Below are 24380 nucleotides of genomic sequence, written 5' to 3'. Positions count from 1 at the left end.
ATGAAAAAAACAGGTTTATGGATAGCCGCCATCGCGATGGTATTTAGTGCCAAGGTGTTCGCGACGTTAGAAATTGTGATCACTGAAGGTATAAACAGCGCTCGACCTATTGGCGTAGTACCGTTTAAGTGGAAGGGTACAGGTGCGCTGCCTGGCGATATTTCTGAAGTCATCATGGCTGACCTAATGCGCAGTGGTAAATTTAGCCCTGTTGCAACAAGTAAAATGCCACAGATGCCTGAAACTGCTGATGAGGTTAACTACGCTGCGTGGGCGTCACTTGGCGTAGATACTGTTTTGGTAGGTAGTATTAAACCTGAAGGCGCGGATAAATATTTAGTCTCTTACCAATTGGTCGATGTATTAAAGGGCCAGCTAGACGGCGGCCAGTCTCAGGTATTAAAAAATGGTGAGTTAGTCGTGAGTAACGAACACGTTATTGCGGCGCGCCAGTCTATTATTAGCCCTAGAGATTTCAGACAATATGCACATCGCATTAGTGATGTAGTGTACGAGAAATTGACAGGTGTACGCGGTGCATTCTTAACACGTATTGCTTATGTTATTGTACGTGACAGAGATGCGTACGAAAAACCATACCAGCTAGTCATTGCTGACTATGACGGCGAAAACGAGACGCGTTTGTTGTCTTCACCAGAGCCATTAATGTCTCCAGTTTGGTCGCCAGACGGAGAAAAGCTAGCTTATGTGAGTTTTGAAAATCGTAGACCTCAAATATTTATACAAGATATTTACACGAGTAAACGTACAACGGTTACCGATTTCCCTGGAATTAACGGAAGTCCTGCGTTTTCACCAGATGGCAAGCAACTTGCAATGGTTTTGTCGAAAGATGGGAACCCAGAGATCTATGTAATGGATCTTGCGACGAAAAATTTGACCAGAGTAACGCGCAACCGTGCTATTGATACAGAGCCTTCATGGCTACCCGATGGTAGTGGTTTGATTTTTAGCTCTGAACGGGGTGGTAAACCCCAGATATATAGCGTAAATTTAAGTTCTAGAAAAGTAAGACGCGTTACTTTTGTAGGCGAACAGAACTTGGGTGCTACATTAACGCCCGACGGTAAGCAAATGGTAGTGGTTAATCAAACCAATGGAAACTACCATATTGCTAAGCAAGCGTTAGACGGTGGTTCTCCTCAGGTACTAACAAGAACCTTTTTGGATGAGTCTCCAAGTGTAGCGCCGAACGGTAGTATGATTATTTACAGTACCCTTCATGAGGGGACACAAGTACTTTCACTTGTTTCACTTGATGGGCGCTTTAAAGCCAGATTACCAGCAGCCGATGGGCAAGTGAAATCGCCAAGTTGGTCACCATTTTTGTTCTAACAATTGAAATATCAAACAATAACATTTAAGGATTAGTAGGATGCAAATGAATAAATTAATGAAGAGCTTCATTATCGCCTTGCCAGTGGTGACCATGATGGCCTGTTCGTCTGGCCCTAGCGAAGAAGAGCTAGCTGCTGAGCGTAATCGTCTTGCACAAGAACAAGCACAAGCAGAGCAAGATGCTCGCCAAGCTGAAGCTCAGCGCGTAGAAGCAGAAGCTGCTCAACGCATGAAGCGCTCAGAAGAAATGGTTCAACAAGAAATGGAAGCGTTGAAAAACGAACAAACCGTTTACTTCGATTTTGACCGCGCTAGCATCAAACCAGAATTCCAACGTTTGCTTGATAAACACGCAGCATTTTTGGTGAAAAACCCAAGCATGAAAGTGACTATTGAAGGTCACACTGATAGCCGTGGTACGCCAGAATATAACATTGCACTTGGTGAGCGCCGTGCACAATCTGTTGAAACTTACCTAATGAACGCTGGTGTAAGCAGTAGCCAAATTATGGTTGTTTCATACGGTGAAGAAAAGTCTGCGGTAATGGGTTCAACTGAATATGCATTCGCGCAAAATCGTCGCGGAGTGGTTGTTTACCGATAATGGCTTTTACAGCAATTAAATCTATTAAAGCAGGCGTCACCTTGTGTGCCGCCTTTGCTATTTCAAGTTCGGCCTTTGCACAGGCGCCAGTGGTTGATGCCAATGGTGGCAGCAACCTTGAACAGCGAATTGCTGTTTTAGAGCGTATTGTGAAAAGCCGGACTGAAATGCAGCACCGCTTACAAACCCAATTGGACAGCATGCAAAACGAAGTTGACCAATTGCGAGGGTCTGTTGAAGTTAACACCAACGAGCTGGAAAAGGTGCTAGAACGTCAACGTGAACTGTACCTTGAGATAGATAAGCGTGTTGAGGCACTTAAACAAGGCGGTTTAGCTAACGCTGGTGGCGCTGGCGCCTCGCTAAGTAATTCTGCAGGGGTTACCCCCTCTACAGGCTCATCATCCCCACAAGAGGGTGAGGACGAAGCGTACGACAGTGCTGTTAATCTTATTTTGAAATCTCGTGAGTACGATAAAGCAATTCCTGCTTTTCAGTCGTTCATACAACGGTTTCCAAATAGCGAATATGCGCCAAATGCGCACTACTGGCTTGGTCAGCTGTTGTTTAACAAACAGCAATGGGATGACGCTATCGAGCAATTTAATATCGTATCTAACCGTTTCTCTGATTCAGTGAAACGTCCAGATGCTTTATTAAAGTTAGGTGTCATTGCCGAACGTACCGGCGACAGTAGCGGGGCACGAAATTTCTTTCAGCAAGTAATAAGTGAATACCCTAATTCTTCTGCAAAGCGATTAGCGGAATCTAGATTAAATAATCTATAATGAAAAAACCTCTCGTAACGAGAGGTTTTTTTTCGCCCTTTTGAAATTTTATACCTCTGTTGTACTGAACCAGTCACAATATTTATGAGTATATTTTCAAAGAAATTCCAAAAAACACGCATTTTTTTAGACTTAATTCGGTAGTAATTTTTCGGTCAAAAAAAGTTTAATGCAGGTTTTGTGGTAGGAATTATGCGCGATTTGTGTTGATTTTGAGCGGTTGAATGCTTTTTACTACAAAAATCAAAATAAAAACGCCTTTTGGGTTGCGTCAGAAAAAAATCTGAGTATTATATGCCGCCGTTGCCAAGACACAGGCAACAACAGGAAAGATTGGGTCGTTAGCTCAGCTGGTAGAGCAGTTGACTTTTAATCAATTGGTCGCTGGTTCGAATCCAGCACGACCCACCAATTCTTCTCCTGGCTCCAAATGACGGGTCGTTAGCTCAGCTGGTAGAGCAGTTGACTTTTAATCAATTGGTCGCTGGTTCGAATCCAGCACGACCCACCATCATTTGAAAGCGAAGTACAATCAAGCTAATACCAACAGCTTGTTTGCTCACCGCTTCACTTGTGAATGTGTGAGTAGTAAATGTGTTATTTGATGGGTCGTTAGCTCAGCTGGTAGAGCAGTTGACTTTTAATCAATTGGTCGCTGGTTCGAATCCAGCACGACCCACCATCATTTCTTATAGTGCTTTCTACCAAGCCTCAAATTCAAGAATCGTTATCTTCACGAATCCCTTATACCGATTATCATACTAAGTTAAGCTCGCTACAGCGCGAAATATACAAGTTAAATTCCTCCGCTTTATCAGATTCGCGACGACTAACTAAATATCAATTCATATCAATTCATATCAATTCATATCAATTCGCGTAATCGCTTTACGGCAAATTCTTTTATCTATAACTCAGATTTTTAGGATGGCATGGTTGAAAATTAGTCAATCATCCTTAACTAAGTAGTATGTATTTTTTATGACAGTCGGGTATAATCCACGGCCTTGTCACAACCGAGATGTAGGTCAATGTCAGTAGCCTTTCGAGTGGAACAGGTAGAGTATCCTTTTCCCGCTAAACCACAGCCATTATCAGATGCCCGTAGAGCGGCGCTTAAAGCTGAGATTAAATCTTTGCTTAAACAGCGAAACGCTGTGCTGGTTGCGCATTACTATACCGATCCTGAAATTCAGGCATTAGCTGAAGAGACTGGTGGTTGTGTGGCTGATTCGCTAGAAATGGCGCGCTTTGGTCGTGATGCAGCAGAACAAACCCTTATCGTGGCGGGCGTTCGCTTCATGGGTGAGACGGCAAAAATTCTTAGCCCAGAAAAAACCGTGCTAATGCCTACACTAGAAGCAACCTGTTCACTAGATATCGGTTGTCCTATCGAAGAATTCAGTGCGTTTTGTGATGCACACCCCGATCATACTGTTGTGGTATACGCCAATACCTCTGCCGCGGTTAAAGCTCGTGCCGACTGGGTGGTAACCTCTAGTATTGCGTTAGAGATTGTTGAGCACCTAGATAGCCAAGGCAAAAAAATTATTTGGGGCCCTGATCGTCACTTAGGTTCGTACATTGCCAAACAAACTGGCGCAGAAATGTTGATGTGGCAGGGCGAATGTATTGTTCATGATGAGTTCTCAGCACAGAAGCTGGCTGACATGAAAGCGCTATACCCTAATGCAGCGGTATTGGTTCACCCTGAATCACCCGCCAGTGTGGTAGACATGGCAGACGCAGTAGGCTCAACCAGCCAGCTAATTAAAGCGTCGCAAACCATGGATAATGACACCTTCATTGTGGCGACCGATAAAGGCATTTTTTATAAAATGCAGCAACTCACGCCAAACAAAACGTTTATTGAAGCACCTACAGGTGGAAACGGGGCGACGTGTAAGAGCTGTGCCCATTGCCCGTGGATGGCCATGAACGGCCTTGAGGCGATAAAAGCTTCTTTAGGGGTAACGTATGAAGGCCATGAGATATTCGTTGACGACAGCCTGCGTGAGGGCGCTTTAATCCCACTCGACCGTATGCTCAATTTTTCGGAAGAATTGAAAGCAAAAGGCGGGCTATAACGTTTAATAAGGTAAAGGCGAGTAATAAATCAGCAGTTAGCGTGTTTTTTTACGCAACGTCTTGATAAAGGCACTCGCTTTACCTACTATACGCGCGCTCAAGGTTAATTGTTCGCCGCATAGAGTTTATAGCGTGAATACTTACTAATCGCCTTAGCAGTAATTCGCTGTTTGCATTCATTGCAGATAGCACAAAATTTGGAGAGGTGGCTGAGTGGCTGAAGGCGCACGCCTGGAAAGTGTGTTTAGGGTTAAACCTAACGAGGGTTCGAATCCCTCTCTCTCCGCCAAATAAACAAAAAGCCCCGTATTTATGGGGCTTCGTTGTATTTGATTCTTGGTTAAGAATATACTCTGTCACAGAACTCTGTCACAAAAAGGCAGAGAAGCATGTAAAACCGCTCACCAACTTACCTATATAAATTCAAAAACTCGTCTAATTATTTTTTCGAATCCGATACGGAAATTTTGATCAAACATGTCATGTTTGTCTTAAAGACAAGTATTTCGTTGCTTCGTAGGGTACTACCGACTATGACACCGCGAGATGGCTTGCTCTTCACATCAAGTGTAATTTGATAAAAGACAAGGATATAAACATGGATAAAGTTGAACCAAATAATCAAAAAGTAAGCGCAGATAACCTGTAAAAAGGCACCTACAGTTTCGTGGGTCCCCCAAATTGGCGAGCTCACACCTTTACCTTAAGAACTCCATGTGAAAACCATAGAAAGCATTAATTGAGCAACTTTAAACATCACCAACGGTTAAATGTAATGACTTCGAGAAGCACCAGGACACTTTAAGAGTTTTTTACAATCATTTGAATAATCTCTAAAAATCTACTTTGCATTTTCGTTGGCTGCCAATTTTTACGCATAGTTAAGCCTATCTCTCTATCTGTATCAGGTAAAGTCATAGGGCAAACAGCAAGCAAGCCAGCGCGGACTTCCACTTCTACTTGTCGGGCGGGTAACAAAGCTGCGCGTTCGCTGTTAAGCAAAATGCCACGCACCGCTACTAAAGAGCTACATTCAATCACATGGGATGGCGGCGCTAAGCCTCTGCTCACAAAAATCTGGCTGAATACATGACGTGCTGGTGTGCTTTTAGCTGGCGCTACCCAATCGAACTGTTGTAATTCGGTTGCTGTGATGGATTGGCGCGTTACCAGCGGATGATTAGCTTTCACTACTATACTGAGTTGATCCTTAAACAACTGGCGCTGCATGGTATCTGGACTGGGGGAGCGTAGGGCACCCACTATTAAATCTAGTTGCCCATGTAACAAGCTATTAAATTGCTCGCCGTAGGGGCCATCTACAATAGATATACTCGCTTCGGGGAACTCATCATTAAGCTGTAAAACTGCTAAGGGAACAATCTCTGATCGAGCCAAAGGCAAACTACCTATGCGCAATGAACCGTTTACTTGACCATTAAACTCATGCATTTCGTCGATGCCTTGCTGTAATTCTGCAAAAAACAAACTGGCGTAACGCCGCAGTTGTTTGGCGCGCCAAGTGGGTTCTACGCCAGTTGGAGAGCGTTGCAATAAAGCTTGTTCACAAAACTGTTCAAGGTCTTTGATGGTGCGGTGCAAAGTAGGTTGCGACAAACCTAAGTATTGAGCGGCGGCGGTATAACTTTGTAATTCTACAACGTGGAGCAATGCTGTCAGTTGCCGACTAGTGATTGCGCGTATAAAAGTTTGGCGTTTCGCTTTGTCGTTGGCAAATAAAATGCTGACAAATTCGTGTAAGTGTTCAAAGGCACGCTCTATACGCAACAAAAATAGCTCACCGACTTCAGTAGGTTGCATACCTGCATGGGAGCGATTAAAAAGTGTATGACCAAGCCCAGATTCTAACTTATTAATACCTTGGGTGAGAGCAGATTGAGTCAAATGGATTTGACTAGCAGCCTCACTCAAAGTGCCAAATTCCTTTATCTTTAGGGCGCAAAGTAAATGCCGTGTATTGATGTGCATATAAAGATACTTAAAAACTTTTAACAGAGTAATCATTTCATTATAGAAAAAATTAATGGCCTAAGACAGCTTTCTAAAGTTATTTGTGCGTAGGCTTGGGCCATACTCATTATCGTTAAATGACTTTTCTAGGTGAATTTATGGCAATTTGTGTAACTGATATTCCTCGTCCAGACAACACAGTGGTGGCTAAGTATCAAGGTGCTGAAGTCGCTACAGTGCACGAGGCGCAAGGGCGAAAAGGCCTCTTGTCTGAATATATGCGACCTATTTATAAACCAGCTAAAATTGCCGGCCCAGCAATCACCTGCGAAGTCGCACCTGGTGATAACTGGATGATCCATGTTGCGGTTGAACAATGTCAACCAGGTGATGTACTAGTAGTTAAACCAACCAGCCCTAGTGTTGATGGTTTTTTTGGCGATTTATTAGCGACCTCCCTTAAAGCGCGTGGGGTACTCGGTTTGATCATAGAAGGAGGAGTGCGTGACACTGCCACCCTTACAGAGATGAATTTCCCTGTCTGGTCAAAAGCCATTTTCTCCCAAGGTTGTGTTAAAGAAACCATTGCCAATGTCAACGTACCTATGACTTGCGCTGGGGCTTATATCCGTCCTGGCGACATGATTGTTGCCGATGAAGATGGCGTGGTTGTGGTGCAACGGGAAGAAGCAGAGAGTGTCATGTCGAAAGTAGAGCAACGCATTGCCAATGAAGAGTCGAAACGACTGCGATTTGAAAAGGGGGAGTTAGGCCTAGATATCTATAACATGCGTGAACGTCTTGCTGCCAAAGGTTTGGTATACGTTAAGTTCGATGAGCAATAGTGATGCATGTAAACCATGACCGACAAGTTGTCCCCTGTTACATCATGCGTGGTGGCACGTCTAAGGGCTTGTATTTTCTTGCCTCAGACTTGCCTGCTGAGCCTGCTTTACGCGACCCACTATTACTGAGTCTAATGGGCTCACCAGATGATCGCCAAATTGATGGTTTGGGAGGCGGTCATCCTCTTACCAGCAAAGTGGCTATTGTGAGTAAATCAACTCGCGCCGATGCAGATGTGGATTATTTGTTTCTTCAAGTGATGGTGGATAAAGCTCAGGTCAGTGACGCGCAAAATTGCGGGAATATTCTTGCCGGAGTCGGTCCTTTTGCCATAGAGCAAGGTTTAGTGGCAGCTAAAGACAACTATACCGATGTGCGTATTCATATGCTCAATACCGGTTCTAATGCAGTGACACGAGTACAAACCCCACAAGGTAAAGTGACCTATACCGGCGAAGCTAAAATAGACGGCGTTCCCGGTGCTAGTGCACCAATATTAATCGACTTTTTGGATATTGCAGGTTCTAGTTGTGGCAGCTTGTTCCCGAGTGGTAATAGCCAAGACCTGATAAATGATATTGCTGTGACTTGTATCGATAATGGCATGCCAGTGGTATTGCTCAAGGCCGGTGATTTTGGTTTGTTAGGGCATGAATCGCCCGCTGAATTAGAGTCCGATCAAAGCCTCAAAGAAAAAATTGAAGCTATCCGTTTACAAGCGGGGGAGTTAATGAATTTAGGTGATGTCAGTAAAAAAACCGTTCCCAAAATGACTCTAATTTCTAAACCTTTACATGGTGGTTTACTGAATACTCGAAGCTTTATTCCCCACAGGGTACATGATGCTATAGGTGTCTTAGGATCGGTCAGTGTCGCTACTGCCTGTGTGCTGAAGGGCACTGTTGTCCACGATTTATTACAACAAAACTTTGCCGATGGCAGCGTAGAAATAGTAGTCGAACATCCTACTGGTCAATTTAATGTAGAAATGGAAGTGAGCGGCAGTGCCAACATCAATCACTTTACAATTCATCGCGCCGCTTTATTACGTACCGCCCGGTTGTTGATGCGTGGCGAAGCCATGGTGAATTAGCAAGCCATGGCGAATTAGTTAGCCATCGCAAATTAGCAAGCCATGGCTGCTAATTATTAATGTTATTTCGGAGAAACAAACCAGTCCCCGAATCAAAAGGAATATAATATGATCATTGATTGCCACGGCCATTACACAACAGCGCCAGAGCCGTTACAGCTTTTTCGTGAAGCTCAAATTAAGGCGTTTAAAGCAGGTAAAGCATTACCTGAAGTACCGTTTATTAGCGATGACCAAATCCGTGAGAGCATAGAAAAGAATCAAATTAAATTGCTTGATGAACGCGGTTTAGACATGACAATCTTTTCGCCGAGAGCGTCTGCTATGGCTCATCATATTGGTGACGAAGCTGTATCTAAGCAATGGACCAGTGCTTGTAATGATTTAATTGCACGAGTTGTTGATTTGTACCCTGAACGCTTTATTGGTGTTTGCCAATTGCCACAATCGGTAGGTGTTCCCATTAAAAACTCAATCGAAGAATTAGAACGTTGCGTGACTGAAAAAGGTTTCGTCGGTTGTAATTTGAACCCAGATCCATCTGGTGGGCATTGGAATTCGGCACCATTAACAGACCCTAGTTGGTATCCGTTTTACGAAAAAATGGTTGAGTTAGATGTGCCAGCAATGATCCATGTATCAGGTTCATGTAATGCTAATTTTCATGCTACAGGTGCTCATTACATGAATGCCGATACCACAGCATTTATGCAGTTCTTGGAAGGAAATTTATTCAAAGATTTCCCAGAATTACGTTTTATTATTCCTCATGGTGGCGGCGCTGTACCATACCATTGGGGCCGTTATCGTGGCTTAGCGGATATGCTTAAACAGCCACCTTTGCGAGAACATGTAATGAATAACGTGTATTTTGATACCTGTGTTTATCATCAGCCGGGCATCGATTTGCTGTTTAAAGTTATCGACCTTAAAAATATATTGTTTGGTTCAGAAATGATAGGTGCCGTACGTGGCATAGATCCAGAAACGGGTCACTATTTTGATGATACCAAACGTTATGTAGACGGTTTAAATCTGACTGAAGCACAACGTACACAAATATATTCAGGTAATGCCCGTCGAGTGTATCCGGGGTTAGATAAAAAATTAAAGGGGATGGGATTGTGAGTGAATTTGTAATGGATGCCAATTGGCTGCACTGGCATCAATCACCGTCAAAACCTAGTTTTCAGGTACCCGCAGGTGCAGTTGACGCTCATTGTCATGTATTTGGTCCAGGTAGTGAATTTGGTTTTGCTCCTGAGCGTAAGTACACCCCATGTGATGCATCAAAGCAGCAACTTTGGGACCTACGACAATATTTAGGGTTTAGCCGCAATGTAATAGTACAGGCGACATGCCATGGGGCTGATAATAGTGCTTTGGTTGATGCCTTAGAAGCCTCAAATGGTTTGGCCCGCGGCGTAGCGACTATAAAAGAAGATATTACAGAAGCTGAGCTTGATAAATTGCACGCAGCTGGTGTGCGAGGTGTACGCTTTAATTTCGTAAAACGTTTAGTTGATGCACTGCCTTTTGATTCCTTAAAGCGAATTGCCGATCGAATTGTTAGCCGAGATTGGCACATAGTGATCTACTTTGAAAGTCAAGATTTACCTGAGCTATATGACTTCTTTACGAGTTTGCCTACCACCTTAGTCGTTGATCATATGGGGCGTCCAGATGTGAGTAAACCTGTAGATGGTGAAGACTTCGCATTATTCCTAAAATTTATGCAAGAAAATGACAATGTATGGTCGAAGGTCAGTTGTCCTGAACGCATCTCTATTGTAGGTCCTGACAACAATTATCTAGACGTTGTGCCTTTTGCTCGTAAAGTGGTTGAACACTTCCCCGACCGTGTTTTATGGGGGACTGACTGGCCTCATCCAAATATGAAAAGTCATATGCCAGATGACGGTAAATTAGTGGACATGATCCCACTTTTTGCACCCACTGCTGAGTTACAGCAAAAGCTATTAATCGATAATCCAATGCGTTTGTATTGGTCGAAATAAGGAACACAGATGGCTATCGATAAACCTTATAAAAATGTGCCGGGTACCACCATATTTGATGCCGATATGGCACGTTTAGGGTTTCATTTAAACCAGTTTTGTATGTCATTAATGAAAGCGCCTAATCGCGAAAAATTCAAGCAGAATGAAAAAGCCTATCTTGATGAATGGCCAATGAGTGAAGCACAAAAAGAAGCGGTCATGGCGCGAGATTATAATCAAATGATGAGCCATGGAGGCAATATCTATTTTCTGGCAAAAATATTTTCAAGTGACGGTATTAGTTTTCAAGCTGCAGCATCAACGATGACTGGTATGACGCAAGAAGAATATGCGCAAATGATGTTGTCAGGTGGACGAGTTCCCGATAGCAGCAACACACTACAGAAGGATAGTTAACAATGGCTAAAATTAAAGCAGGTGTGGCGACATCTCATGTACCAGCTATTGGGGCCGCTATCGATAATGGTTTGACACAAAATGACTATTGGAAACCTCTTTTTGATGGTTATGAATACGCTAAAGAATGGATAAAAATACAAAAACCTGATGTGGTTTTACTTGTTTATAACGACCATGCTACCGCCTTCGATTCTAATTTGGTACCGACTTTCGCTATAGCAACGGGCGAAGAATTTAAACCTGCCGATGAAGGCTGGGGGCCGCGTCCAGTACCTAATGTTCAGGGTCATCCTGAATTTGCTTCCCACATTGCGCAGTCGGTAATCCAAGATGATTTTGATTTAACAGTAGTGAATACCTTAGATGTTGACCATGGATTAACTGTGCCATTGTCACTCATGTTTGGACAGCCAGAAAACTGGCCTTGTAAAGTCATTCCCATTGCTGTGAATGTGGTGCTTTACCCTACACCATCAGGTCAACGTTGCTACAACCTAGGTAAAGCATTGCGTAAAGCGGTAGAAAGTTTCGATGAAAACCTAAATGTACAAATTTGGGGGACGGGCGGGATGAGCCACCAATTACAAGGCCCACGAGCTGGTTTAATTAATAAAGAATTTGATAATGCATTTTTAGATGACATTGTGAATGACCCTGAAAATCTAGCTTTAAAACCCCATCTTGATTACATCAATTTGGCAGGTTCTGAAGGCATAGAGTTAATCATGTGGCTTATTATGCGTGGTGCTTTGAATGACAATGTTGACGTAAAACAGCGCTTTTATCATGTACCCGCCTCAAACACGGCTGTTGGCCACCTGGTGTTAGAAAATAAATAGATTTGGAGAGTTAACATGAAAGTAATAGTAGTAGGCCCAGGTGCCTTTGGTATAAAACATTTAAACGGTATAAAAAATATCGACGGTGTTGAAGTCGTCGCCTTAGTAGGCCGCACACCAGACAAGACTCAAAAAGTCGCTGATGAATACGGTATTGCACAAACTTTTACCAGCTTAGAAGAGGCATTAAAAATAGAAGCTGATGCAGTCATTCTATGCACGCCTACCCAGCAACATGCTGAGCAATCTATTCTTTGTATGCAAGCGGGCAAACATGTACAAGTTGAAATCCCCTTGGCTGATAGCTGGGCTGACTCTCAAGCGGTAGTCAAAACCCAACAAGAAACCGGCTTAACGTGCATGGTGGGTCATACTCGTCGTTTTAATCCTTCCCATCAGTGGGTTAATCAAAAAATTACCGCTGGTGAACTCAATATCCAACAAATGGATGTGCAAACTTATTTTTTCCGTCGTAAAAATATCAATGCCAAAGGGGAAGCCCGTTCTTGGACCGATCATTTGTTATGGCACCATGCCGCTCATACCGTGGACTTATTTGCATATCAGGCTGGCAGCAAAATTGTTAAAGCCAATGCAGTACAAGGGCCAATTCATCCTGAGTTAGGCATAGCGCTGGATATGTCGATTCAGTTGCAAGCTGAAAATGGGGCGATTTGTACTTTGTCATTATCATTTAATAACGATGGTCCGCTGGGCACCTTCTTCCGCTATATCTGTGACAACGGTACCTACATTGCCCGTTACGATGATTTAGAGGATGGTAAAGGCACTGTCATAGATGTATCAAAAGTGGATGTATCTATGGACGGTATTGAATTGCAAGATCGTGAGTTTTTTAGTGCAATTAAAGAAGGCCGTGAGCCTAATTCAAGCGTTGGTCAAGTATTGGCTTGTTATAAGGTGTTGCACGATTTAGAACAGCAGCTTAACAGTTAACAAACAGGAATCTAACCATGTCACTGCGCAGTATTGCCGACAAAAAACTCAAACCAATTGGCTTGGGCTGCATGAATTTGAGCCATGCCTATGGTACGCCTCCTTCTGAAAAAGAGGCAATTCAATTTTTACATCAAGCAATTGATTTAGGCGTGGATCACTTTGACACTGCTGCCCTTTATGGATTTGGTAATAACGAAAAGCTACTTGGGAAAGCATTAAAATCCCATAGGAACAAATTCTTTTTGGCCAGTAAGTGTGGCATGACAGGTGTGGATGGCAAACGCGTGATTGATGGTCGCCCTGCCACAATAAGAGCGACTATTGAACAGTCCTTAAGAAATCTGCAAACCGATGTGATTGACCTTTATTATTTACATCGCTGGGACAAAAATGTACCTATTGAAGACAGCGTGGGGGAGTTAGCACTGCTGGTGACAGAAGGTAAGATCAAGGCCATTGGTTTATCTGAAGTCTCTGCCGTCACTTTACGTAAAGCCCATCAAGTGCATCCTATTGCTGCTTTACAAACCGAATATTCCTTGTGGACACGTAACCCCGAGATTGCGGTACTAAATACCTGCCAAGAGCTAGATGTTGCCTTCGTGGCATTTTCTCCCTTGGGTCGAGGGTTTTTAAGTGGCCAAGTGCAAGATTCAAACTCTTTGGTGCAAGGTGATATCCGTAAAGGTATGCCGCGCTTTCAGCCGGAACAAGCCAAACTTAACCAAGAGTTATTAAGCCACATTTCAGACATGAGTTTAACGTTGAATTGCTCTATGGCGCAGCTGAGTTTGGCCTGGTTATTACATCAAGGTAACCACGTTATTCCAATCCCTGGAACGACTCAATTATCTCATCTATCCGAAAATATAGCGGCCAGTAAGATTAGTTTATCCGAGAAACAGCTAGCCTTATTAGATAACGTCTTTGATTATAAAAAGATCAATGGTCCTCGTTATCCCGCGGCAACTCAAGTGGAAATTGATACTGAAGAGTTTTAATGGGCCACTAGCCGCGGAATTGGTACGCCCACTTAGTGGGATACTAATTATCTTGGCCGGCTTTACCTCTTTTATGCCTGCAATTGGTATGGCAGGCTGGCACAGCATTACTGTATTAAATAATCAGGATTCTGAATAATAACAATCAGCATAAAGTAGTGAGCTAGCACTACCACTTTGACAATTTTCTTCGTTGGACGTGTCTACAATAGCTTGCTAGTCCTAAACGAGCCAGCCTAGATAGACATATATTTGGCAAGCATACTTTTGTAAAATGTCCTTCTAGTAGATTATTTTCAACGAAAAAAGAGGCAGACTCATTTCATCTGCCCCTTATATTGAATGGAATATTAGTCTACTGACAACTAAAGCTGGCAGCCAGCTCAACATCGCCACTGCTATTGCTATCGTAGTGTGCAACTAGCGGATATTGACATAGTGGACGTGAGCGATCTACAGACCAATCAGCAGGAACATCGCCATTTTCACCACCTACATTACCTGCTCCGCGCGCCGTCGCAACTAGATTGTCAGGCGCAGTTCCATTTTCGACCCAGGCTACCAATGGAGTCAATAAGTCGACTTGATCAACCGCAGGCCCACCAGAGCAGTGTCCCATCCCAGGTATCATATACAAACGTGCAAAGTCTGTTGCGTCATCGTTATTATTTGCACTGAGGTTCTTGTACCAATTAACAGTATCCAAAGGTGAAAAAATCGGATCACTCATTCCATGATAAACCATAATCTTGGCACCACGTTCACGTACCGCAGATAGTTCTTCACCATTATTCGGTGGGATCATAAAACTGTTAGCGGCTTCTGTATAAATATCGTCTGTAGACTCAACACTGGTGATCATGTCATCAATAGAGCCATTTAAACCAAAGTCGGTATCATCAAAGGTTGCCGGGTCAGCTACCGGCACGCCCCAAATAAAGGCAACCGCTCCTGTATCTCGCGTTGTGGGTATATCAAACTCCCATTGAGCATAGCCTCCTGTGGCAATACCGGTATCAAACGGGAATGGCGCGTAGAATTCTTCACCTGTGCTTGTAACGGCGCCACTAAATATAGGCGCTATTGCTGTTTTCTGGGCGGCACTTAAACAGCTTCCATCCCGATCACCTATACACGTTGGCACATCGTCTAAGGAGAAAATTTCTTGGCAGGCTTCAAAGGCGTGAATTTGACCATCATTCACTCCGTCAAGGTCATCACATTTCACCAAGGCTGCTGCTGCGACCATACCGCGCTCATCTTCGGTGAAGCCAGTTGAAAGATCGTCAGGATCAGTGGCAACAGAGTGGTATTGTTGGGCGCCAAATATATTGGCAATGGCTGCATAAGGTAACCTGAAACCAGGTGCTCCTGCTAAGTAGCCATCATATTCGTTAGGCATCCGTGCAAAGGTATTAAAAGTATGACGCCCACCATTAGAACAACCACCAAAATAAGAACGATCAGGGCCTTTACCATAGGCAAGGGAAATCAACTGTTTAGCCATTGGGGTTAATTTTTCTACTGCAGTATAACCGTAATCTAATCGAGCAATGGGATCCACCCCAAAAGTAGGCCCTAATGAGCCGCTATGCCCAGCGTCAGAACTTAAGACTGCAAAGCCCTGATAAAGTGCATTAGTCAAGCCTCCTGGACCTCCCCCACCAATAGCTGTAGAGGCTCTACCGTCAATTCCGCCATTCGCCTGATGGTAGAAACGGCCATTCCAATCGATGGGTAAACGCATCTCAAAGCCAATAGCATAGGCGTTACCATCAACTGAACTTACTCGCTGGTGCATATTCCCAGTAACTAAACAATGAGCTGCTATGTCATTGCCTGCTACCGTTAATTCACCGGCAGCTACCTCGCTACTAGATGTAATTTCAGTATTTTCTAGCTCACTTAGGTTTGCTGTCAAGTCGTTACAGTTACCCGAAAACGCTGCGCCAACAGCTGCCGAAAGTTGTGGTAATGGTTCTGGCTCTGCCACAGGAGGCGGTACTGGTAGTGGATCATCGTCTGAAGAGTTACACGCTGCTAACCCAGATATTAATGCTCCAATTGCAACAACTTTAATCGTACGTAGGATCATGGTTTTCTCACTTTTATAGTCTGGTTAAGTTCTCTCAAATAGCCCCTTGTATTGGATAGTTAGGGGCGCCATTATAAACTTTCATCCACGAACATTATTGCTACGTTCAAAAAGCAATTATCAGCACCCCTTCATGTTAGTGGTGTAAGTCTTGTGTTAAAAAAGTGTGTGTGGGGGATCGTTTAATTAGTGGTTAAACGTTGTGCCAATATCTTAAAACTCGGTAGAGAAAGACAAAAACCAATTTCTTGGTCTGGCGTAAATCACTTCCGCATAACCTAAAGTTGCTAAAGACGCATTGCCTTGTTCCAGAAAACGCTCATCAGTTAGGTTGTTAATACCTAAAGTGACATCCCAATAACCGACTAAATTATCGAGTTTCATTGAGGCGGTAACATAGGTCACGGCGTCACTTTGCGCCACAATCTCAGTATTACTCGAGTCAAAATACTGACTATCGGTATAGGAAACATCAATTCTTGTGGTGAGCTCATAATTATTGCCCACCTCTACCGCGTATGATGCGCCGATATTTCCTTGTAATTCTGGGGTGAGTGGCAATGAATTATCCGGTGTAATAGTCGCTGCGGCACCATCAATATCAGTCACGCTATCGATTTTGTCATTTAAGTAACTAAAGCCGCCTTCAATCATTAAATTGCCGCTAGGAATATAAGTAAACTCGAGCTCGAAACCATCAATGGAGGCCGAACCAGCGTTGAATAACAGCGGTACCACGCCTTGACGAAATATCAGCTGAATGTCTTTATATTCCGACATGAATGCTGCGGCATTAATACGCAGATTTTTTGTCACATCAGCCTTAATACCTACTTCCCACGAACTCACTTCTTCCTCACCAAAAGAAATAGGTAGATTATCTGGTGTTGGTGCATTGTAGCGGCTATTAAAACCACCGGATTTAAAACTGCTGCTGTAACTTAAATAGGTGTTTATATTGTCTTGTAACTTGTAGCGTACCGATGCTGAACCTGTGGTAGCTGAATAGGTATCGGAAAAAAGTTCATCAAAAATAAATAAAGGCCCTCCTTCACTAGTAGCCAAAGTAGGCAATGGAGATGGATCAGGCGCGGTTGAGGGGAACAGATTCATAATGGTTCCCTGAAAGCGCTTATCATCTTCCGTATAGCGTAAGCCTGCTGAAAAGCTCAGGTCGTCACTGAGGGGATAAGCCCATTCAGAAAATATGGCATAACTTTCAGTTTCTAAGTGAATCACTTGTAAGTCTCGGGTGGCAGGGCCACCATTTAATAGCGATCCAATAACCGGGGGGGATGGCGGAAACCCTAGAAAAATAGATAATCTATCGTCGCTACTTTCATCAAAATAATATAACCCAGTTATGCCAGAGACCTTGTCACTCTCGAACAGTACTTGGAATTCTTGTGAAAATTGCTCTGAATCACTGGCCACATCAGTGGTAATTAATTCAAGCTGTGTATTATCAGCATCACGGATCCCTGTCCACTCGGTTGAGCGATAAGCGGAAATCGATTTAACGATAAATTGTTTATTAAGTTCCCATTCTAAAGCTGCTGATAATCCCCAAGCGGTTAATGTACTCTCAACTGGGGCATTACCACCGTTGGTGTATTCACCTTTGTATTGGAAATCATTCGCACACCGAGGATCATCAATATTGGGTACATTCGGTGCGCCAAAGCGCGGATCGCCGGGAACTAAGGGCGCAAAAGGAATGGTTGCGCCAGGACAACCTGCGGCAACACTGACAATGGCGGCGACTGGCGCCGATTCATTCACTCCTGCAAAAACAAAGGGTGAACCATTTTCGTCCTCTTCAGTAAAGTCTCCCCTAATTGTCATTTTGAATTTATCGCTGGGTTGGTATAAAACAGTGCCATTCAAGGTGTAGGTATCATCATTACCTAAATCTTGTCCATCAAATTCACGGGTCACGTAACCATCACGTTTTCTCATACCTGCTGAGAAGCGTGTTAATAACTCATCACTAATGGGTAAATCCACCGCAACAAAGCCTTCTTTTAAGTTGTCTTCGCCTATACGAACCCGCGCTTTACCCCCAAAATCGTCAGAGGGATCAGCACTTCGCACTAGCACCGCGCCGCCAATAGTGTTGCGCCCAAATAAGGTACCTTGAGGACCCCGTAAAACTTCAACACTGGCAATATCTTTAAAGTCCATCGCGCCACCAGCTGAACGGCCCATGTATACATCGTCGACATAAATACCGACTCCAGGATCAACCGAAGAAGTGGGATCGAGCTGGCCAATACCTCGTATAAACACAACAGCAGCTGAATTGTTCCCTGATAATTGTCCACTTGTTGCAAATTGTAAACTGGGAGTCACTCTATCTAAATCTTGGGTACTTTCTATTCCACGCCTCTCCAATTCCTTTGCAGAGAATGCTGATACTGCAATAGGAGTATCTTGCAAACTTTCTTGTCGGCGTCTGGCATTCACTGTAATGACCTCTAATTGACCATCTGTCAGTATTTCCTCTGATGGCTCAACTTCTTGAGCAAAGGCAGTGTTCGCCATACACGCAAAACCAATCGATGCAGCGATCACACTCGTATTAAATACATTGAAGCTATGCTTCGATGACTCTGCTGATTTGGCTAATTTGCTTTGGCGAGGGTGACTAGTGTTGGTAGATAAAGTCGTAAAAAATAGCATCACGGAAGGTCTCCTGTTAATAATTATACATTGATGAATACAACAAGATGTTAATCCCATGTATCATTGTTAACTTCATGTTAACAACGTGAGTGCTAACTTATATTGCCAAAAGTGACTAAAAAATTGATATATAATGACATGGTAAATTTAATGCCTAGAGTTGTGGTAGTGTGTGCTTTTATTGTTATTGAGCAAAAATTAGATTTCCAAACTTTAGGTTTTACTTAAATCTAGTGGTGAGCGTTCGGGTTATGAAAAGCCCTCCTATTGGTATAACTCAATTGTTTTCTACCGGTGGTTGGAATGTGTTAGTTGCAATTTGGCTAAGTGCAAAAGGCTATGCTGAAAGGAAATTTTTTAAATTAAAACCTTTAGAGGAAATCGCTAACATATCCTTTATTATCGATTTTTCCTATCTATGAGTTTTTAAGAGGTGTTTATGCATAATAAAGGCGAATATGGGACTGCTTGTAATCACTATATAAGCGCCTTGTATCACTTAGCTAATAAGATTGGATTAGATGGTGACGGCTTACTCACTTCGGCTAATATTGCTAAGGAAGTGATCGACAAACCAGATACTCGGGTTAAAACGGAATACTTATCGGCCTTTCAAAAAGCCTGCTGGGATAATTCGCAAGAAGAAAGTATGGGTCTATCGCCGGCCCGATTAGAGCTCGGAACATATTATATGATGGGTAAGCTAACCGTCAATCAACCCACCTTACAAAAAGCGTTGGAATTAGGCGCGCGATTTTACAATCTAGTTACTCGATTTGAATTTATTAGTTTAGATATTAGGCCAGAAAATACTATGCTATCTGTTAATAGGGTTACTCCAGCGGTGGATTCTGGTCATTTATTTGCAGAAATATGTTTGTTGGCTTGGCATCGCTATGCATCTTGGTTAATTGCTGATTCCTTGCCGTTGACTGAGACTTGTTTTAATTATCCTAGTCCGCAACATGCCAGAGAATACAGTTATTTATTTCCGGGTCGTCATAAATTTGATTGCAGTACGCTTAGTATAGCATTTCCCACTCAGTACTTGTCTCGCCCAGTGAAGCAGAACGAAGGCTCACTTAAATCTTTTATGCATCATTGCCCCTTAGAGTTATTTCGCCAATATAAAGCCGACTATAGTGTATCTGCTCAAGTGAAACGTATATTGAAAAGCACAATCAGCAATGGCAATACCTCAATTGAGGACGTGGCGAAACAGTTGTATATGACAACCCGTACTGTTATGCGCCGGTTAAAAGATGAGGGAGCGTCATTCCAAGAGATTAAAGATATTGTGCGGCGCGACAAATCCACCAGTTTATTGACCCTATATTCTTTGCCTATTAAAGAGGTGGCTGAAAAAGTCGGCTTTTCTGATCCTGCTGTATTTACTCGCGCCTTCCGAGGCTGGACTGGCCTTTCCCCACGTCAATATCGTGATAATTTTAATCGCAATCTTGATGAATAAAATATAAAAGACAGTTAGCAATGAATGAACATTAATTTTTATTATTGCATTTAACTATTTTGAATCTTGCTTCGATATTCATCGTAAAACGTTTTGCATTAAACCCGAACGCAAAGTAATCCCAGCGTAATTCGTAGGATTATTGAAATATTCAATATTAAGAAGTTTTTTTGCTTACTATCTTTGATGATCGATTTTTAAGAATCAATTGTTTGGTAAATAACGTTTGTTCTCCACTATTGTCTAGCCCAGATTCTATTTTCTAATCGGATACGATTTGTGTGCAAAAAATAATCATTGTCATTATTTGCATGTAAATTAGTCGTCTTATGCCATTTAAGATTTTTCAACAAAATATTAACATTCTTAGTATGTATTTATTTACAGCACGTTATTCATTATTACCTCAGTGACACAAGCGTTAGATGTGCAACTAGGCTATTGGATAACATTGATTCACCTAAGAGACTGTTATAAATGAACAAAAGTCCAGCCAGTATTATTAATACATCACCTATGAGCAGCCTGCAAATCATAGCTGTGGTGATTTGTATCGCTCTTAATGCGTTAGATGGATTTGATGTTTTGGCCATTAGTTTTGCTTCACCTGGCATTGCGCAGGAGTGGGGCATTAATCGAGCTCAGCTAGGGATCGTTTTAGCCATGGAAATGTTTGGCATGGCCGTCGGCTCTGTATTGTTAGGAGGCGCCGCTGACCGTTTTGGGAGAAAGCCAACTATTCAGTTTTGTTTATTGTTAATGACACTGGGAATGTTTCTTGCGGCTTATGTAACGACTGTCAATCAGCTTCTTATAGTGCGTTTTTTAACAGGTTTGGGTATTGGTGGCATGTTGGCTTCAACGAATGCCATGGTTGCCGAATTCGCTAATCAACGTTTTCGGCATTTCTGTGTAATTTTGATGGCTACGGGTTACCCCATTGGGGCCATTATTGGTGGGAGTGTTGTATCAGTATTACTCGAAACTCAAACATGGCGGGCAATATTTATATTTGGTGGAATAGTGAGTGGGCTATTTTTGTTCGTTGTCGCCTTCCTGTTACCTGAGTCTGTTGAGTATTTATCTAACAAACGGCCACCTAATGCACTCAAGCGCCTAAACAAAATTCTCTTAAAAATGGGAGCTGCAGCAATTAACGAGCTGCCCCCTCAAGTTCAAACAGTCAAGCAGTCAAGTTTCAGGATTTTAGCTTCTGAAAAACTTAGGGGACTTACTTTGTTACTGTTACTTGCTTATTTTACGCAAATTATGACCTTTTATTTTATCTTGAAATGGATCCCTAAATTTGTAGTTGATATGGGGTTTGAAGCATCTCAGGCTGGACAGGTGTTGGTTTGGGCCAATGTAGGCGGAGCCGTAGGTGCCATTTTGTTGGGCTTATTATCCAGCAAAATTAAATTACGCAACCTATTGGTAACTGTACTGGTTATATCATTTTTTATGGTTTCGGCCTTTGGACTTGGTTATGAGTCTTTAAGCAGCTTGGCTTGGATTTCTGCCGCTACCGGATTTTTTACTAACGCAGGGGTAGTGGGGTTGTATGCACTAATGGCGCAATCATTCCCTTCTGATGTGCGGGCGAGTGGTACAGGCGTAGTTATCGGTTTTGGCCGAGGTGGCGCAGCATTAAGCCCGATTATTGCTGGTTATTTATTTACTGCTGGCGTGGGCTTGCAAGGTGTATCTATTGCCATGGGAGCAGGTGCTTTAGTGGCCGCCGCCGCAGTCGTTCTTATTGCGAGACGACAAAACAATGTAGGTAATCAGGTTTCACTTTAACAAGCGCCAAGTTCAACCTATTTGACATCAACTTAAACAAAGAGACGTTTTTATGAAATTCAGTCGAATTAATCCACTTACAGGCGCGGTTGCTAGTGAAGCTCTAGCAATGAGAAGTACTGATATTCACCCTATAGCTGTAAAAGCCCAGGCAGGTTTTAATCTTTGGTCTGCAGTGGGGCCTAATGGTAGACGTGCAGTACTTAACGCTGCTGCTGTCGCTCTTGAATCTCGTCAAGACGCATTTGTTGAAGCCATGATGAACGAAACTGGCTCAACTGCCGGTTGGGCAATGTTTAACTTAGGTTTGGCCGTATCTATGTTGCGCGAAGCGGCTTCATTAACGACACAAATTAGTGGAGAGGTTATTCCCTCTGATAAGCCCGGTTGTCTGGCTATGGCACAGCGAGTTCCAGTGGGGGTGATTTTGGGTATTGCACCTTGGAATGCCCCGATTATATTAGGCGTTCGTGCTATTTCAACTGCTTTAGCATGTGGCAATGCGGTTATTTTAAAGGCCTCGGAAATTTGTCCGCAAACTCACTCATTGATTATTGAAGCTCTGTCTGAAGCAGGTTTCCCTGAGGGCACTGTGAATATAGTGACTAACGCCCCTGAAGATGCGGCTGATGTGGTGGGTGCGCTAGTTGATCACCCTATTATTAAACGAATTAATTTTACAGGCTCCACCTCTGTGGGACGCATTATTGCTAAACGGGCTGCGGAAAATCTGAAGCCTTGTTTACTCGAATTAGGGGGTAAAGCTCCTATGTTAGTGCTGGCCGATGCCAATCTAGATGAGGCCGTCAAAGCCGCTGCTTTTGGTGCGTTTATGAATCAAGGACAAATTTGTATGTCCACTGAGCGCCTGATCGTGGTTGATGAAGTTGCCGAGCAATTTGGTGAACTGTTTAGACAAAAGGTACAAACCATGGCCACTGGTGATCCCCGTGAAGGTAAAACGCCATTAGGCGCAGTAGTAGACGAAAAAACTGTAACTAAGGTTAATAGTTTGATTGAAGACGCTGTAGCAAAAGGCGCAGACATTTTAGTCGGCGGCACCAGTACCTCTATATTGATGCAAGCTACGGTATTGGACAAGGTCACTAAAGAAATGGCGATATACAGTGAAGAGAGTTTTGGGCCTGTGGTCGCTATTATCCGAGCAAAGGACGAGCAACAAGCTATTGATATTGCCAATGACTCTATTTATGGCCTCAGTGCTGCAGTATTTACCCAAGACGTGGCCAGAGGAATGACCGTGGCTGCACAAATCAACAGCGGTATTTGTCATGTGAATGGCCCTACTGTGCACGATGAAGCTCAAATGCCTTTTGGTGGGGTGGGTGCTTCTGGTTATGGCCGTTTTGGAGGCAAATCCGGCATTGACCAATTTAGTGAATTACGTTGGATCACGGTTGAAACTCAGCCGGGTCATTACCCTATTTAGTCTAAGAAGGGGTGAAATACTCCTAAACATTTTGAAACAAATTAATTTATATGAGAGGAAGTCCTGTGAGTACAGAAAGAACTGAACAAGAAACCGTAGCATGTGTGGTAGAGAATAATGTCGCTTGGGTGAAATTTAATCGTCCTGAAAAACGAAATTGTATGAGTCCAAAATTAAATCGACAGATGCAGCGTGTATTAGACGAATTGGAATTTCGTGATGATGTAGGTGTAGTAGTGCTAACAGGTGAGGGCACTTCTTGGTCTGCAGGTATGGATTTAAAAGAGTACTTTCGTGAAAACGAAGGCAAAGGTTTAGGTGCTACACGTCAAGCTCAACGTGAAGCTTATGGTTGGTGGCGTAGTTTGCGTTGGTATCAAAAACCTACTGTAGCCATGGTAAACGGCTGGTGTTTTGGTGGTGGTTATGGACCTTTGTTTGGCTGTGATTTGGCATTTGCCGCTGAAGATGCAACCTTCGGTTTAAGTGAAATTAATTGGGGCATATTACCAGGTGGTGGAGCCAGTAAAGTTGTGGCTGATTTGATGCCGCTGCGCAAAGCTATGTATCACGCCATGATGGGCGAAAATATCGATGGGACCACAGCAGTTGAGTGGGGCTTGATCAATGAAGCCTTGCCTGCAGAGCAGCTTAAAGCGCGAGTTGAAGCTGTCTGTAAAGTCTTACTAGAGAAAAATCCGGTAGCCCTTAAAGCGACCAAAGACGCGATTCGCCGCGTGAAAGAAATGACTTACGATAATGCCGAAGACTATTTGATTAGAGCGCAAGAAGCAGCTAATAGCTTTGATAATGAAGGGCGTAAAGAAGGCATTAAACAATTCATTGATGATAAGTCTTATAAGCCTGGTTTAGGGGCTTATGACAAAAATAAACAAGATGCATAACGGAG

Annotated in this window: 19 protein-coding genes and 4 tRNA genes; 20 read left to right on the top strand and 3 right to left on the bottom strand. The window is 43.1% G+C overall.

The window, feature by feature from the left end:
* The 8 genes from tolB (at window position 1) to R1T43_RS14445 (ending at window position 5128) form a co-directional block, all read left to right on the top strand.
* A complete protein-coding gene (gene tolB, locus R1T43_RS14480; RefSeq protein WP_410548977.1) occupies window positions 1-1356 on the top strand; it encodes a Tol-Pal system beta propeller repeat protein TolB in 1356 nt (451 codons plus the stop codon).
* A 40-nt stretch (window positions 1357-1396) separates the two neighbouring features.
* Entirely contained in the window at window positions 1397-1963 is a 567-nt protein-coding gene (gene pal, locus R1T43_RS14475) for a peptidoglycan-associated lipoprotein Pal (protein WP_057792951.1), read from the top strand.
* The gene (gene ybgF / locus R1T43_RS14470) at window positions 1963-2751 is read left to right on the top strand and encodes a tol-pal system protein YbgF (RefSeq protein WP_317350107.1); all 789 of its coding nucleotides are present in this window, start codon (window positions 1963-1965) and stop codon (window positions 2749-2751) included. The genes pal and ybgF overlap by 1 nt, the downstream gene beginning before the upstream one ends.
* Window positions 2752-3086: 335 nt before the next feature.
* Window positions 3087-3162 (top strand) — tRNA-Lys (locus R1T43_RS14465).
* A gap of 24 nt (window positions 3163-3186) precedes the next feature.
* Window positions 3187-3262 (top strand) — tRNA-Lys (locus R1T43_RS14460).
* A 95-nt stretch (window positions 3263-3357) separates the two neighbouring features.
* Window positions 3358-3433: transfer RNA gene (locus R1T43_RS14455), tRNA-Lys, on the top strand.
* A gap of 349 nt (window positions 3434-3782) precedes the next feature.
* On the top strand, window positions 3783-4838 hold the full coding sequence (nadA, locus tag R1T43_RS14450) for a quinolinate synthase NadA (RefSeq protein WP_317350104.1): 1056 nt from the start codon (window positions 3783-3785) through the stop codon (window positions 4836-4838).
* Between the two features lie 200 nt (window positions 4839-5038).
* Window positions 5039-5128, top strand: a tRNA-Ser gene (locus R1T43_RS14445).
* Between the two features lie 512 nt (window positions 5129-5640).
* Here R1T43_RS14445 and R1T43_RS14440 read toward each other — a convergent pair.
* Window positions 5641-6771: a LysR family transcriptional regulator gene (locus R1T43_RS14440; protein ID WP_317350102.1), complete on the bottom strand. Its 1131-nt coding sequence runs from the start codon at window positions 6769-6771 to the stop codon at window positions 5641-5643.
* 197 nt (window positions 6772-6968) lie between these two features.
* Between R1T43_RS14440 and R1T43_RS14435 the strand changes: the two genes are divergently transcribed.
* The 8 genes from R1T43_RS14435 to R1T43_RS14400 all read left to right on the top strand — a co-directional run bounded on the left by R1T43_RS14435 (window position 6969) and on the right by R1T43_RS14400 (window position 13969).
* Window positions 6969-7655 carry a 4-carboxy-4-hydroxy-2-oxoadipate aldolase/oxaloacetate decarboxylase gene (locus tag R1T43_RS14435; protein WP_211069581.1) on the top strand — a complete coding sequence of 229 codons (687 nt, stop codon included), beginning with the start codon at window positions 6969-6971 and terminating at the stop codon, window positions 7653-7655.
* A gap of 2 nt (window positions 7656-7657) precedes the next feature.
* Window positions 7658-8749 carry a 4-oxalomesaconate tautomerase gene (locus tag R1T43_RS14430; RefSeq protein ID WP_317350098.1) on the top strand — a complete coding sequence of 364 codons (1092 nt, stop codon included), beginning with the start codon at window positions 7658-7660 and terminating at the stop codon, window positions 8747-8749.
* A gap of 108 nt (window positions 8750-8857) precedes the next feature.
* On the top strand, window positions 8858-9877 hold the full coding sequence (locus tag R1T43_RS14425) for an amidohydrolase family protein (protein WP_211069579.1): 1020 nt from the start codon (window positions 8858-8860) through the stop codon (window positions 9875-9877).
* A complete protein-coding gene (locus R1T43_RS14420; RefSeq protein WP_317350094.1) occupies window positions 9874-10767 on the top strand; it encodes an amidohydrolase family protein in 894 nt (297 codons plus the stop codon). The genes R1T43_RS14425 and R1T43_RS14420 overlap by 4 nt, the downstream gene beginning before the upstream one ends.
* 9 nt (window positions 10768-10776) lie before the next feature.
* Window positions 10777-11166: a protocatechuate 4,5-dioxygenase subunit alpha gene (gene ligA, locus R1T43_RS14415; protein ID WP_211069578.1), complete on the top strand. Its 390-nt coding sequence runs from the start codon at window positions 10777-10779 to the stop codon at window positions 11164-11166.
* Between the two features lie 2 nt (window positions 11167-11168).
* Complete coding sequence (locus tag R1T43_RS14410) at window positions 11169-12008, top strand: class III extradiol dioxygenase subunit beta (RefSeq protein WP_317350090.1); 840 nt, start codon at window positions 11169-11171, stop codon at window positions 12006-12008.
* Window positions 12009-12023: 15 nt separating this feature from the next.
* On the top strand, window positions 12024-12965 hold the full coding sequence (locus tag R1T43_RS14405) for a Gfo/Idh/MocA family oxidoreductase (RefSeq protein WP_317350087.1): 942 nt from the start codon (window positions 12024-12026) through the stop codon (window positions 12963-12965).
* Window positions 12966-12982: 17 nt separating this feature from the next.
* Window positions 12983-13969 (top strand): aldo/keto reductase, encoded by a 987-nt coding sequence (locus R1T43_RS14400; protein WP_317350084.1) that lies wholly within the window; start codon window positions 12983-12985, stop codon window positions 13967-13969.
* A gap of 355 nt (window positions 13970-14324) precedes the next feature.
* On the opposite strand, the gene R1T43_RS14395 is transcribed toward R1T43_RS14400, so the two are convergent.
* Both R1T43_RS14395 and R1T43_RS14390 read right to left on the bottom strand, forming a co-directional pair.
* On the bottom strand, window positions 14325-16064 hold the full coding sequence (locus R1T43_RS14395) for a tannase/feruloyl esterase family alpha/beta hydrolase (protein ID WP_317350081.1): 1740 nt from the start codon (window positions 16062-16064) through the stop codon (window positions 14325-14327).
* 213 nt (window positions 16065-16277) lie between these two features.
* The gene (locus tag R1T43_RS14390; protein ID WP_317355848.1) at window positions 16278-18746 is read right to left on the bottom strand and encodes a TonB-dependent receptor; all 2469 of its coding nucleotides are present in this window, start codon (window positions 18744-18746) and stop codon (window positions 16278-16280) included.
* Between the two features lie 442 nt (window positions 18747-19188).
* Here R1T43_RS14390 and R1T43_RS14385 point away from each other — a divergent pair, with 442 nt between their 5' ends.
* From R1T43_RS14385 to R1T43_RS14370, 4 genes are all read left to right on the top strand, one after another.
* Window positions 19189-20220 carry an AraC family transcriptional regulator gene (locus tag R1T43_RS14385; RefSeq protein WP_317350079.1) on the top strand — a complete coding sequence of 344 codons (1032 nt, stop codon included), beginning with the start codon at window positions 19189-19191 and terminating at the stop codon, window positions 20218-20220.
* A gap of 477 nt (window positions 20221-20697) precedes the next feature.
* On the top strand, window positions 20698-22020 hold the full coding sequence (locus tag R1T43_RS14380; RefSeq protein ID WP_317350076.1) for an MFS transporter: 1323 nt from the start codon (window positions 20698-20700) through the stop codon (window positions 22018-22020).
* 52 nt (window positions 22021-22072) lie between these two features.
* Window positions 22073-23470 (top strand): aldehyde dehydrogenase, encoded by a 1398-nt coding sequence (locus R1T43_RS14375; RefSeq protein ID WP_317350074.1) that lies wholly within the window; start codon window positions 22073-22075, stop codon window positions 23468-23470.
* Between the two features lie 65 nt (window positions 23471-23535).
* Entirely contained in the window at window positions 23536-24375 is an 840-nt protein-coding gene (locus R1T43_RS14370) for a p-hydroxycinnamoyl CoA hydratase/lyase (RefSeq protein WP_317350072.1), read from the top strand.
* The last annotated feature ends 5 nt before the right edge of the window (window positions 24376-24380 follow it).

The organism is Alteromonas sp. CI.11.F.A3, assembly GCF_032925565.1.
Classification (GTDB): Bacteria; Pseudomonadota; Gammaproteobacteria; order Enterobacterales; family Alteromonadaceae; genus Alteromonas.
This window is presented reverse-complemented; position numbering and strand designations above follow the sequence as displayed.

Bases quoted from the DNA above. Each gene is read 5' to 3' on its own strand.
- tolB (WP_410548977.1), top strand. From the start codon at position 1: ATGAAAAAAACAGGTTTATGGATAGCCGCCATCGCGATGGTATTTAGT.
- pal (WP_057792951.1), top strand. From the start codon at position 1,397: ATGCAAATGAATAAATTAATGAAGAGCTTCATTATCGCCTTGCCAGTG.
- ybgF (WP_317350107.1), top strand. From the start codon at position 1,963: ATGGCTTTTACAGCAATTAAATCTATTAAAGCAGGCGTCACCTTGTGT.
- nadA (WP_317350104.1), top strand. From the start codon at position 3,783: ATGTCAGTAGCCTTTCGAGTGGAACAGGTAGAGTATCCTTTTCCCGCT.
- R1T43_RS14435 (WP_211069581.1), top strand. From the start codon at position 6,969: ATGGCAATTTGTGTAACTGATATTCCTCGTCCAGACAACACAGTGGTG.
- R1T43_RS14430 (WP_317350098.1), top strand. From the start codon at position 7,658: ATGCATGTAAACCATGACCGACAAGTTGTCCCCTGTTACATCATGCGT.
- R1T43_RS14425 (WP_211069579.1), top strand. From the start codon at position 8,858: ATGATCATTGATTGCCACGGCCATTACACAACAGCGCCAGAGCCGTTA.
- ligA (WP_211069578.1), top strand. From the start codon at position 10,777: ATGGCTATCGATAAACCTTATAAAAATGTGCCGGGTACCACCATATTT.
- R1T43_RS14410 (WP_317350090.1), top strand. From the start codon at position 11,169: ATGGCTAAAATTAAAGCAGGTGTGGCGACATCTCATGTACCAGCTATT.
- R1T43_RS14405 (WP_317350087.1), top strand. From the start codon at position 12,024: ATGAAAGTAATAGTAGTAGGCCCAGGTGCCTTTGGTATAAAACATTTA.
- R1T43_RS14400 (WP_317350084.1), top strand. From the start codon at position 12,983: ATGTCACTGCGCAGTATTGCCGACAAAAAACTCAAACCAATTGGCTTG.
- R1T43_RS14395 (WP_317350081.1), bottom strand. From the start codon at position 16,064: ATGATCCTACGTACGATTAAAGTTGTTGCAATTGGAGCATTAATATCT.
- R1T43_RS14390 (WP_317355848.1), bottom strand. From the start codon at position 18,746: ATGCTATTTTTTACGACTTTATCTACCAACACTAGTCACCCTCGCCAA.
- R1T43_RS14385 (WP_317350079.1), top strand. From the start codon at position 19,189: ATGCATAATAAAGGCGAATATGGGACTGCTTGTAATCACTATATAAGC.
- R1T43_RS14380 (WP_317350076.1), top strand. From the start codon at position 20,698: ATGAACAAAAGTCCAGCCAGTATTATTAATACATCACCTATGAGCAGC.
- R1T43_RS14375 (WP_317350074.1), top strand. From the start codon at position 22,073: ATGAAATTCAGTCGAATTAATCCACTTACAGGCGCGGTTGCTAGTGAA.